The 11439-nt window shown below is 61.9% G+C and carries 10 protein-coding genes; all 10 read left to right on the forward strand.

The genetic code is table 11. The features are described from left to right. The first annotated feature begins 285 nt into the window (after nucleotides 1–285). The 10 genes from DDE77_RS16810 (at nucleotide 286) to DDE77_RS16855 (ending at nucleotide 11439) form a co-directional block, all read left to right on the forward strand. The gene (locus DDE77_RS16810; RefSeq protein ID WP_108398637.1) at nucleotides 286–1458 is read left to right on the forward strand and encodes a sialidase family protein; all 1173 of its coding nucleotides are present in this window, start codon (nucleotides 286–288) and stop codon (nucleotides 1456–1458) included. Next, nucleotides 1455–2405, forward strand: coding sequence for a 4-hydroxythreonine-4-phosphate dehydrogenase PdxA (pdxA, locus tag DDE77_RS16815; protein ID WP_108398638.1), 951 nt, complete (start codon nucleotides 1455–1457; stop codon nucleotides 2403–2405). Before DDE77_RS16810 ends, pdxA begins: the two co-directional genes overlap by 4 nt. After that, nucleotides 2402–3331 (forward strand): dihydrodipicolinate synthase family protein, encoded by a 930-nt coding sequence (locus tag DDE77_RS16820; protein WP_108398639.1) that lies wholly within the window; start codon nucleotides 2402–2404, stop codon nucleotides 3329–3331. Before pdxA ends, DDE77_RS16820 begins: the two co-directional genes overlap by 4 nt. Continuing rightward, complete coding sequence (locus tag DDE77_RS16825; protein ID WP_108398640.1) at nucleotides 3324–4460, forward strand: iron-containing alcohol dehydrogenase; 1137 nt, start codon at nucleotides 3324–3326, stop codon at nucleotides 4458–4460. Before DDE77_RS16820 ends, DDE77_RS16825 begins: the two co-directional genes overlap by 8 nt. Nucleotides 4461–4478: 18 nt before the next feature. Further along, nucleotides 4479–5222, forward strand: a complete 744-nt coding sequence (locus DDE77_RS16830) for a 2-keto-4-pentenoate hydratase (protein ID WP_108398641.1) — start codon at nucleotides 4479–4481, stop codon at nucleotides 5220–5222. A gap of 319 nt (nucleotides 5223–5541) precedes the next feature. After that, nucleotides 5542–6579, forward strand: a complete 1038-nt coding sequence (locus DDE77_RS16835; protein ID WP_108398642.1) for a Bug family tripartite tricarboxylate transporter substrate binding protein — start codon at nucleotides 5542–5544, stop codon at nucleotides 6577–6579. Between the two features lie 94 nt (nucleotides 6580–6673). After that, nucleotides 6674–7306, forward strand: a complete 633-nt coding sequence (locus tag DDE77_RS16840) for a tripartite tricarboxylate transporter TctB family protein (RefSeq protein WP_157959899.1) — start codon at nucleotides 6674–6676, stop codon at nucleotides 7304–7306. A 27-nt stretch (nucleotides 7307–7333) separates the two neighbouring features. Then, a complete protein-coding gene (locus DDE77_RS16845) occupies nucleotides 7334–8854 on the forward strand; it encodes a tripartite tricarboxylate transporter permease (protein ID WP_108398644.1) in 1521 nt (506 codons plus the stop codon). 29 nt (nucleotides 8855–8883) lie between these two features. Then, nucleotides 8884–9414 carry a dihydrofolate reductase family protein gene (locus DDE77_RS16850; protein WP_108398645.1) on the forward strand — a complete coding sequence of 177 codons (531 nt, stop codon included), beginning with the start codon at nucleotides 8884–8886 and terminating at the stop codon, nucleotides 9412–9414. Between the two features lie 111 nt (nucleotides 9415–9525). Beyond that, nucleotides 9526–11439: a methyl-accepting chemotaxis protein gene (locus DDE77_RS16855; RefSeq protein ID WP_108398693.1), complete on the forward strand. Its 1914-nt coding sequence runs from the start codon at nucleotides 9526–9528 to the stop codon at nucleotides 11437–11439.

Here is an 11439-nt window from a genome sequence, read left to right on the forward strand (position 1 = left end):
CTGTGCGGCGGCAGGAGCGGCGCTGCGTTGCGCTCATGCAATTCTCCTCCGGGAGCGCGCGCCGAGGCGGCTTTCCCGTGCCAAGGCACTATTCTTAAACGGCAGATTGTTGTCAAACAAAAAAGCGGATAACCGGACAACTTGAAAGTTGTATCCTGCTAACTAACTGCTACTTTTGTGTTTTCAGTGGTTTATTGCGATTGTAAGTTGGCAAAAATCGAATTCACTAGCTTGACAACAGCCGGTTCGATGTAAAGTTTGCAGCAGCGAATTGGAGGGTTGGGCATGTCGCCAGATGAAATCGCAGCTCGGATGAACGGTGTTCTTGCCGATGTGCAGGACGGGTGCCTGGAGGCTTTCCTGCCCTCTCCGATGGTGCAGAACCACGCCGCCTTTATCGAGCGGCTCGATGATGGCACGCTCGCATGCCTCTGGTTTGGCGGCACGCTTGAGGGCAAGTCCGATATCTCGATCTATGGCTCGACCCTTGCTCCCGGCGCGGAGCATTGGAGCGACGCCATCCAGCTCAGCAACGACCAGGATCGGTCCGAGCAGAACCCCGTGCTGTGGCGCAATGGGCAAGGGCAGTGGCAGCTGTTTCATACCGCGCAGCCGGCGGGCAATCAGGACGAGTGCCTGCTGCGCGCGCGGCCGGTGGAAATTGCCGGCGCCAAGCTTTTAGGCGGCGCACCGCGCGTCCTTGACCTGCCGCTTGGCAGCTTTATCCGCGGGCGCTTTGTGCGGCGCAAGGATGGCGCGTGGATGATGCCGGTGTTCCGCTGCATTTCACGCCCGGGCCAGCGCTGGAACGGCAGCCATGATACGGCCGCCGTGGCCATCAGCCACGACGAAGGGCAAAGCTGGTCCATGAACGAAGTGCCCGGCTCGATCGGGTCGGTGCACATGACCATTGTGCCGCTTGATGGCGAGCACATGGTGGCCTTTTACCGGCGGCGCCAGTCCGATTTCGTCCATCGCTCGGAAAGCCTTGACGGTGGCCTGACTTGGTCCGCGCCTGCGCCGACCGATGTGCCCAACAATAATTCGTCCATCAACGTTGTCCGGCTGCGTGACGGGCGCCTGGCCATGCTGTGCAATCCGGTTTCGGCTGCACTTTCGGCCGATCGCCGCGCATCGCTTTATGACGAGATCGAAGCGGGCGATGATCGTCCTGATGCGACCGGTGGATGCTCGCCCATCTGGGGCGTGCCGCGTGCGCCGCTGACGCTTTGCGTTTCGGAAGATGGCGGCAAGACCTGGCCATTGCGCCGCATTGTCGAGGAGAGCCCCGGAACGTGCCTCTCGAACAACTCGGTGGACGGGCGTAACAAGGAGCTGTCCTACCCCTACCTGCTGGAAGGGGACGCGGGCGAGCTGCACCTTGCCTACACCTTCTATCGGCGCGCCATCAAATATGTCCGTCTCCCCGCGGGATGGATCGACGGAGAACATGCGTGAGCGACATCATCGGAATAACCATGGGCGACCCGGCTGGCGTCGGCCCCGAGATCGCGGTCAAGGCCCTGGCGGAAATGGGGGCGGACGAGCGTGCCCGCACCCGCATCTATGGCAATCGCGAAACGCTGGAAAAAGCGCGTGAGGCGGTTGGCGCCACACTTGAGCTAGATGGCCTTGTGGTCGACCTCCATATTGAAGGGGGGCCGCTGCCCTGGGGCAGGCTTGATCCGCGTGGTGGCGATGCGGCTTTCCGCTTTATCGAGAAGGCTGTGCGAGACGCCGAGGCGGGACAGATCGGTTGCATTGTGACCGCGCCGATCAACAAGGAAGCACTCAACCTTGCGGGGCACCATTATGATGGGCACACCGGGATGCTGGCCCATCTGACGGGGCAGAAATCGGCGTTCATGCTGCTTGGGTCCGAGCGGCTCAAGGTGATCCATGTGTCGACCCATGTTTCGCTCAAGACAGCGATCGATCGCGCAACGCCCGAGCGCATCCTTGCCACTATTCGCGCCGGGAACGAGCACCTCAAGCGCATCGGCTATGACAAGCCGCGCATTGCTGTTGCGGGCATCAATCCCCATTGCGGGGAAAGCGGGCTTTTTGGCAGCGAGGACGACGAGCAGGTCGTGCCGGCCGTCGCCATGGCTAAGGCGGAAGGAATCGACGTGGTCGGGCCCATCTCGGCCGACACGGTTTATCACCGCGCTTATACCGGGGCTTTTGACCTGGTGGTCGCGCAATACCACGACCAGGGACATATCCCGATCAAGCTCGTTGCCTTTGACACCGCCGTCAACGTTTCGCTGGGGCTGCCCATCGACCGCACCTCGGTGGATCATGGCACCGCATTCGACATTGCCGGCACTGGCAAGGCCAACCACGTCAACATGAAGTCCGCGATCGCCTATGCGCGCCGGCTCGTTTCGGGGAAGAAGTCATGAATCCTGCAACTCAGCTCCCCATCCATGGTGTGTTCTGCGCCTCCGCGACACCCGTGACGGAAAATGGTGCGCCAGATCACGCCGCCTTTGCCACCCATTGCAAGGCGTTGATCGAAGAGGGCTGCGACGGTGTTGCCCTGCTGGGCACAACAGGCGAGGCCAATTCGTTCAGCCTCGGGCAGCGCCAGGAGTTGCTCGAGTCCGTGATCGCGGCAGGCCTTGATCCGAAGCGCCTCCTGCCCGGCACGTCGCAGACCAATGTGCAAGACAGCGTTACCCTGGTGAAGCATGCCGTCCAAGCCGGTGTAAAAGCCTGCGTGGTGTTGCCGCCGTTCTACTACAAGGGCGTGAGCGACAAGGGGCTGTTCCGCTTTTATGCCGAACTCATCGAGGGTGTCGGCAGCAATGATCTGCGCATCATTCTCTACCATATCCCACCCATTGCCCAGATCGGGATCTCGATCGAACTGACGGCGCGGCTGCGCGAGGCGTTTCCGGGGGTGATCGTTGGGGTGAAGGATAGCTCGGGCAAGCTCGAGAGCATGCAGGCTTATGCCCAGGCGTTCGAGAATTTCTCGGTGCTCGCCGGTGCCGATCCACTCATGTTGCCCCTGCTGCGTTCGGGCGGTGCGGGCTGCATTACCTCGAGTTCGAATTTGATCGGCCAGCATTTGCGCGTCGTGTTCGACAATTGGTTTGATCCCGCACAAAGCGAAAAGGTCGAAGCCGCCCAGGAGCGGGTCAATGCCTGGCGTGACCTCTCCAATGCCTATGTGCAGCTGCCGACCGTCAAGGCCATGCTGGCGCGGCGCCGCAATCATGCCGGATGGACGCGCGTGCGTCCGCCGCTGGTGGAACTCAATGCCGACGAGATCGCCACGGTCTGGGGCAAGATGGAAGCGCTGGAGGCCGCGGAGAATGCCTGACGCCATCCTTTCCATGGCGCGTGGCATTACCCTGCTGCAACCCGCACGTCTTGAAATCGGCGCAGGCGCCGCCGCAAAGCTGGGTGAATGGGCCGCCGCCTACGCCCGCGTCTTTGTTGTCGCCATGGGCCCGACAGTCGGCTTTGTCGATCGGCTTGGGCTTGGGGGCGATATCGAGACCTATGTCGACATTCCGCCAGAGCCTGACCTGCCGGCGGTCAATGCCGTCCTGGAGGCAGCGCGCCGCTTCAAGCCGGACCTCGTCGTAGGCCTGGGGGGCGGCTCGGTAATGGATGTTGCCAAGCTCGTTGCTGTTTTGTGGAATAGCGAGCAGTCGGTGCCGGACGTGGTTGGCGCAGGCAAAATTGCCGGCCGCCGGACGGCCCTCGCGCAGGTGCCAACAACCTCCGGTACGGGTTCGGAAGCCGGTATCCGCTCGCTTGTGACCAATCCCGACACCCTGGCCAAGATGGCGATCGAGAGCGCCCATATGCTCGCCGATATCGCCGTGCTTGACCCCGAGCTCACCTATTCGGTGCCTTCAGCCGTGACAGCTGCCACGGGCATCGATGCGTTGGCCCATTGCGTGGAGGCCTTTACCAACATCAAGGCGCATCCCCTGATTGATGGCTATGCGCGCATGGGCATTGACCTGGTGGGGCGCTATTTGCAACGCGCGGTCGCCGACGGTGCGGATACCGAAGCCCGGGCTGGCATGATGCTCGCCTCCTATTATGGCGGCATTTGCCTGGGGCCAGTGAACACTGCGGGTGGTCATGCGCTGGCTTATCCGCTCGGCACTCGCCTCAAGCTCCCCCATGGCCTGGCCAATGCAATCATTTTCCCCCATGTGCTGGCGTTCAACGCGCCGGAGCGGCCGGAAAAAACTGCCATTGTTTCACAGGCTCTTGGTCTGGGAGAAGCCATGGACCAGCAGCAGGTGCTGGAGGGTGCCTGGGGATGGTGCCGCTCGCTTGGCGTGGATATGAGCCTTGCCAGCCATGGCGCCAAGGCAGATGATCTTCCCCTGTGGGCCGAGGAAGCATTTGCGATCAAACGGCTTATCGACAACAATCCGCGCGCCCTTAGGCTTGCCGATATCCAGGCCATTTATAGCAAGGCGCTTTAGTCGCGAACCGGAACAGCCATGACCCATCCACTGACCGACCTGCTGCTGACCCATCGTCAAAGCGGCACCCTGATCTCGAGCCTTCCCGACTATGTCGTGCCCCGTGATGCGGCGGAAGCCTATCGCGTGCAGACGGAATCGGTGAAGGCTTTGGGGCCGGTCGGCGCTTGGAAGGTGCAGCCAATTCCGCAATCGGGCGAGCCCTTTGCCTCGCCGATCCTGGCCAACACGGTTTTTCCCGATGGCGCGGCTTTGAAGTCAGCTGACTTTCCCGGTCTTGCAATCGAGGTGGAAGTTGCGGTCACCATCGGCCACGATCTTCCGGCGCGCGAGAGCGGCTATGCCGCCGGAGACATGCGGGAGGTTATCGCCTCGCTGCATGTGGGGCTCGAAATCCTTGCTTCGCGCTTCCCCGATCGTACCAAAAATCCGCAGCTTGTTGGCATAGCGGATTTGCAGAACAGCGGTGGCGTGGTGCTGGGACCTGCCATTGCAGCAGAAGAACTCCCCGAGTTTGCGCAGCAGCAGATGTCCCTGCAGTTCGATGGCGCGGAGGTTCAATCCACAACGAGCGGCGCTGCGACCGACAATATGCTGGCAGCGCTGGCATGGCTGGCCAATCATGCGGCGGCACGTGGATTGCCGCTGAAAAAGGGTGACGTGGTGATCACCGGCTCGCGGCTGGGGCCGATCTCGTTTGCCGGCGAGCAGGTTTTTGCAGCAGCCGAAGGGCTCGGGACTGTTTCCTGCACGTTTGGATGATCTACCTGCGCGAGCAGCAATGCCGCGCGCATTGCTGACTGCTGCACGACACCAATAATTCGCTCTTACGCTTGTTGCACAAGCGCATCCGCTTGTCGGGTTCTTTTCCTCTCTTCCATATCCCTTTTCAGTTCTCCCCGACGACCGTTTTTTGGCGCCGATAAGCAATGTGCCCGAAAACACGGGCAAAGGCACAGTGGGGAGGCGCGGCCAGGTATAACTGTCTGGTTACTTAGTAGTTGACTTCTCCTGCCGTCAGGTCGCAGTCTAGCCGCGTCGGGCCACGGAAACATCCGGGTTGGCACATGAGGAGGAAGCAATGAAGAGTGCGCTTTTCTTTGTTCTGGCTGGCGGCGCATCGGCGCTCCTGCTGGGCAGTTCTTTGGCAGTTGCGCAGGAGTGGAAGCCTGACCGGCCGATCAATCTGATCGTGCCCTGGGGCGCAGGCGGCTCCACCGATCAGGTGACACGCGTTACCGCGCCAATCCTGGCAGAGGCGCTGGGCGTGGACGTAGTGGTGGTCAACCAGCCAGGGGCTTCCGGCGCGATCGGGACGCAGGAAGTGCTCAACGCACCCCGTGATGGCTATACCTGGACGGCCAATGCCATTGCCAACAACGCGACCTATTCGGTGACGGGCTTGTTGGAAAATACCGACATAGACGATTGGCACATCTATCTTTCGGTGGCCAATGTGCCGGTGGTGAGCGTGCCGGCGGACAGTGAATTCACCGAGTTCGGCCAGCTTTTGGACGCCTTGAAGACGCGGGGGCAGGAAATTACCGTCGCGACGGCTGGGATTACCTCGTCCGGCGGAACGGCCATTGCGGCCCTGTCGGATGCGGCTGGCGGGTTCAACTACAACATGATCACCTATGACGGGGGCGGGCCGGCCGCGATCGCCACGGCATCCGGGGAAGCCATGGTGACAACCCAGCTGGCGGTGGAACAGACCGAATTGATCCGCGGCGGACGGCTACGCGCGCTTGCCGTTCTTTCCGACGAGCCGCTGGTGCTTGATGGGGTCGACCCCATTCCTGCTATCACGGACTGGATCCCCGACATGGAACTGGCGCCCGATTATTTCGGCATCTTTATCCCCGCCGATGCGCCACCCGAAGTGCTTGCGACGGTGGACAAGATATGGGCCGAAAAGGTTGCAACATCGCCTGAGCTGCGGACCTATGCCGAAACGTTCGGCGCGGTTTTTGCGCCCTCCTACGGCGCCGAGGCCCGTGCGCTGGCCATGCCGGTGGTGATCCTTGAGGCCTGCTCATCGGTTGAGCGCGGCGAAGCGGTCAATGATCCATCCACCATCGGGATCGACTGCGAGACGCGCACGGAAGTGCAGCAGTAGTTTTGCTCAAGGCAAGCCGGGGCAGGGCTCTGCCCCGGTTCTTTCCACCTGCAATCAAGTCCACCTGGGCGCGCCTTCGTGGGCGTGTCGTGTGGTGGTGCGAGGCTCCATAAGGAGAGCGGCTATTTCGACTTTTGATGGCGGACCGCAGGGATCGGGAGCGGTCAAGGCAACGATTTCACGCGATGATGAGCTGAGGCGCAGTTCGGCTGCGGAAAGCCTTGAAGCTGCTATTCGCGCGCGGGCCGATGTGCTGATGGCGCTGGTGCTTGTGGCGCTGGGCGTTACCATCTTTTACTTTTCCTGGACCATGCCGCGCCTTGAGAACCGGCACGTGCATCCGGCAACCATTCCCGGGCTTGTTCCCATCCTGCTGTCCGCGGCGCTAACCCTTTGCGGCCTGCTTTTGCTGTGGCGTTCAACGCGCATCGCCGCGCCTGGAGGCTGGAGCGGATTGGGGGCCTTGTTGGGGACACGGGCGGCCTTGCGGGTCGGGGTGATCCTGGCTCTGGCGTTTCTGCACACGCTGGTGCTGGTCGGCTGGCTGCCGTTCTGGGCGGCCGCCATGGCGTTCATCTTTGCGTTTATCGTCCTTTTCGAAACATGGCTGGCCGAGGAGCCGCCCAATTTCCTGTCGACGATTGCCTGGGCTTTAGGCATTGCGGTGGTTGGCGGGGGCGGAATTTCCTTTGTTTTTGAGCGCATCTTTTTGGTGCGTTTGCCATGAGACCGGTGAGGCGCAAGGAAATTGCCCATGTTTGACGGCGTGTTCCTGCTGGGCCAGGGCATTGGCCATTTCATGACCCCGGCCTCGCTGTTCAATGTGGCCTGGGCCACGCTGCTGGGCATTGTTATCGGGATCCTGCCAGGACTGACGGCCACCATGGGCGTCGCGCTGCTGGTGACGCTGACCTACAAAATGGCGCCAGACCAGGCAATTTTGACGCTGATGTGCGTTTATCTCGGCGCCATTTATGGCGGCAGCCGCACAGCCATTCTTCTTAATATCCCGGGGACGCCGGCCAATGCCGCGGCAGCCCTTGATGGTCATCCGCTGGCCCGACAGGGCAGGGCCGGGCTGGCCATGGGACTGGCAACGACATCATCTTCGCTGGGTACGCTGGTGGGAGTGTTTTTCCTGGCGATCATTGCGCCCTTTCTTGCCGAAGCGGCGCTGAAATTTGGTTCATACGAGTTCTTCTGGCTGGCTTTATTTGGCGTCCTGATCTCGGGGCAAATGACCGGCAGCGATACGCCGCTCAAGGGATACATCGCCGGTATTTTGGGCCTCCTGGTCGCAATGGTCGGCATGGAAACCTTGCATGCTCATCAACGCTTTACCTTCGGCATTCCGGCGCTCGGGGGTGGGATCGATCTGATCCCGGCCATGGTTGGCGCCTTTGGCTTGGCAGAAATCCTGTCGGCCATGAAGCGCAATGGCGTGGCTCATGTTGCGGCGGTCAATGATCGCGTGGTGCCCAGCTTCGGTGAAATCTTCCGCTATTGGCGCACGATCCTGCGGTCGGGTTTGATTGGCACATTCGTCGGTATCATTCCGGGGGTAGGCGAGGATGTGGGTTCCTGGACCTCCTATGCTGCCGCCAAGCGAGCCAGCAAAAATCCCGAGGAATTCGGCAAGGGCAGCCAGGAAGGGCTGATCGCGGCAGAAACCGGTGACAATGCGGTGGTGTCAGCCGCCATGATTCCCACGCTAACCCTGGCGCTACCCGGTTCGGCGGCAGCTGCAGTGCTGATCGCCGCCATGTATATCCATGGCATACGGCCAGGCCCGATGATCATGGTGGAGAACCCGACCTTTCTCTACCAGGTCGTGGCCATGCTCTTGCTGGCGACGATCGCCAATCTGGTGTTCGGCCTATCGCTCACCAAGCTTTTCATCCAGGTGCTGCAGGTGCCGCGGCAACGCTTGATGGCGGTGGTTTATGTGCTGTGCGTTGTGGGCTCATTTGCCATCACCCAGCGCATGTTCGATGTTTATGTCATGCTGGTGTTCGGCGTAGTCGGCTTTCTTTTGCGCGAGATGAAGTACCCGATGGCGCCGCTGGTGCTGGGCATAGTGCTCGGGGATTTGCTGGATATCAACTTACGGCGCGGGCTTTTGCTGACCAATGGCGATCCCAGCCCGTTTTTCACCCGGCCGATCAGTGCCGTGATCTGCATGGTGATTGTGGTCACGATCTTGATGTCCATTCCGGCGGTTTCTCGCCGGGTGAGATCGGTGGTTTCGGGTCAACGCAGACGTGTCCAAACGTAACAGGCAGGCCAATGATGAGGAGCTGACACATGGCCAAGCTTTTCTTTGGAATGAACCAGTCGCTGGACGGCTATGTCGATCACGATGCCTTCGGGCCGGGGCCAGGCCTGTTCCAGCATTTCATCAAGCAAACGCAGATCCTGGTTGGCAGCCTTTATGGGCGGCGGCTCTACGAGATCATGCGCTATTGGGATGACGAGCAGGATGGCTGGGACGAGGCGGAACGGGAGTTCGCCCAGGCCTGGAGGAACGTGCCGAAATGGGTGGTCTCCCGCACTCTTGGCGCCGTGGGTCCGAACGCGCAGCTCCTGGGGCCCGACCTTGAAGCGGAAGTGCGCAGGATCAAGGCGGAGGTGGATGGGGAGGTCGAGATCGGTGGGACAGTGCTGGCGCAGAGCCTTGCGGAGCTGGGGCTTGTGGATGAATACCGCATCTACCTGCATCCGGTGGTGCTGGGCAAAGGCAAGCCGTTCTTTGCCGGACCACGGCCGCCGCTGCGCCTTGTGGGCAGCGAGCGGTTCGACACGGACGTGATCCTGCTCACCTATGTTCCGGCCTGAGGGCCGGTTCGGACGCGATTGTGGCGCTGATATGTCAGGTGAGTGTATGCCTCTGCGCTGCGGGGTGTTATCTCCGTTCGGCTGATTGCAGTGAGACCGGAAGAAAAGCGCATGGCACTCGTCAAGACGACCACTCTCGCAAAGCGCAGGAGCGCTGAACCCGCGTCTGTGCTGGCCGAACAAAAGACGCCACGCGCGCCGGCAAAGCCACGCATGCCCGTGTCGCGGGAGCAGGCTGCCGAGCGGATTGCAGCGGCGACCATGCAGTTGGCGAGCGGCGTGACGGAATCGGCGGCGGCGGCGGAAGAGTTGCGGCGCACGCTTGAGCAGATCGCCAGTGGCGCCGAGGAAGCCGCAGGAGCAGCACATGAATCGCTGGCGACGGTTTCGGAATTGTCCCGCCAGTTCTCGGCGGCTCGCACCGATGCCGAAGCGTCGCGGCGGCAGACCGAAATTCTCCAGTCAGCCATTGTGGAATCAGCAACCACGATCGAGGATTCGCTGCTGGCCATCGACAACAATGCCGCCCGCCAGCTGGCAGCCGTGGAACTGATCAATCGGCTCGAGAGCCAGGCCGGGAGCATCGGGGAAACAACCATTGTTGTTGCCGATATTTCCGATCAAACCAATCTGCTGGCGCTTAATGCGGCAATCGAGGCTGCCCGGGCGGGGGACAAGGGCGCCGGCTTTGCCGTTGTGGCCGACGAAGTGCGGGCGCTGGCTGAAAGTGCCGAGCGCAGCGCGCGCGATGTCAAGCAATTGGCCCAGTCGGTCGGCGAGGGTGTGGCGGAGGTTGCGACGCTTATCGCTGCAGCCGCGCAATCGGCTCGGGCACAAACCGAAGTGGGGCAGGCTGTGTCCGCTGATCTCGGTACGATCCGGGGCGATTTGCTGGCCCTGCTCGATGGCAGCAGCATTATCCTGACCGCTGCCGTTGAAGCCGACCTTGCGGCACGCGAGGCGCAGAAGGGCGCGGAAAATGTTGCGGCCGCTGCCGAAGAGCAGGCTGCTGCCGCCGCCGAGGCGCAGCGCTCCGTGCAGCAGCAGAGTGCAGCGCTGGATCAAAGCCAGCAGGCTGCGCAGATCCTGTCGCAAATGGCAGAAAATCTGCTGGATGGTGCTGACGGGGAAAGCGATCCCGCGGCAATGGGGGCGGCTGCCGAGGAGCTGTCTGCCACGGTGCAGGAATTGTCCAGCGCGGCCGCCGAAATCCTCATCGCCGTGGACCAGATCAGCCGGGGTGCCGAGGAGCAGGCAGCTGCGACCCAGGAGTCCAATGCCGCCATGGCGGAGATCGAGACCAGCGCTGGCCTCAGCACGGAAAATGCCCGCGAAGCGGTGCGGCAGATAGAGGCTATTGCCGAGCGCCTGACGCGCAGCAGGAGCCGAGTGGTCGGCATTGGTGCCGAACTCCAGACGGGGCTCGCCAGCATAAGCGCGGCTATCCAGACGCTTTCCTCGCTCGATGAAGTCTCGCGTCGGATCGAACGCGCAGTGGACCGGATCATCCTGGTGGGCGTGCAAACCAGCATGCTGGCCGTCAGTGGGTCGGTGGAGGCGGCGCGCGCAGGGGCCCAGGGGCGCGGCTTTGCCATTGTGTCGAGCGATATTCGCAAGCTGGCCGATAATGCTTCGGATACAATCGAGGGCGCCAAGGAAAATGTGCGCTCCATCCAGAGCACGATTGGTTCGGCTCGACGCGACCTCGAGATGACCGTGCAGGCCTCGGAGGCGGAGCTAGCGCGCAACCGGATCATCGTGGAACGGCTCGACCAGGTGCAGCGCGATTGCGAAACCATCAGTGCGGGCAATTCCGCCATTCTGCGGAGCGCAGACGAAGTGCTGCGGGCTGCGCGCGAAATCCTGCTGGGCACCGAGCAGATCGCGGCCGTAGCCCAGGAGGCGAGCGCGGCAGCTGGCCAGGCCGCAAGCGCGGCTCGTGAACAATCGAGCGCAGCAGAGGATCTGGCGGCCGCGATCGAGGAAATTGCCCTGCTTTCCGAAGAACTCCAGGCGGCGGGTTGA

It is taken from the genome of Devosia submarina, assembly GCF_003056345.1.
Lineage (GTDB): Bacteria > Pseudomonadota > Alphaproteobacteria > Rhizobiales > Devosiaceae > Devosia > Devosia submarina.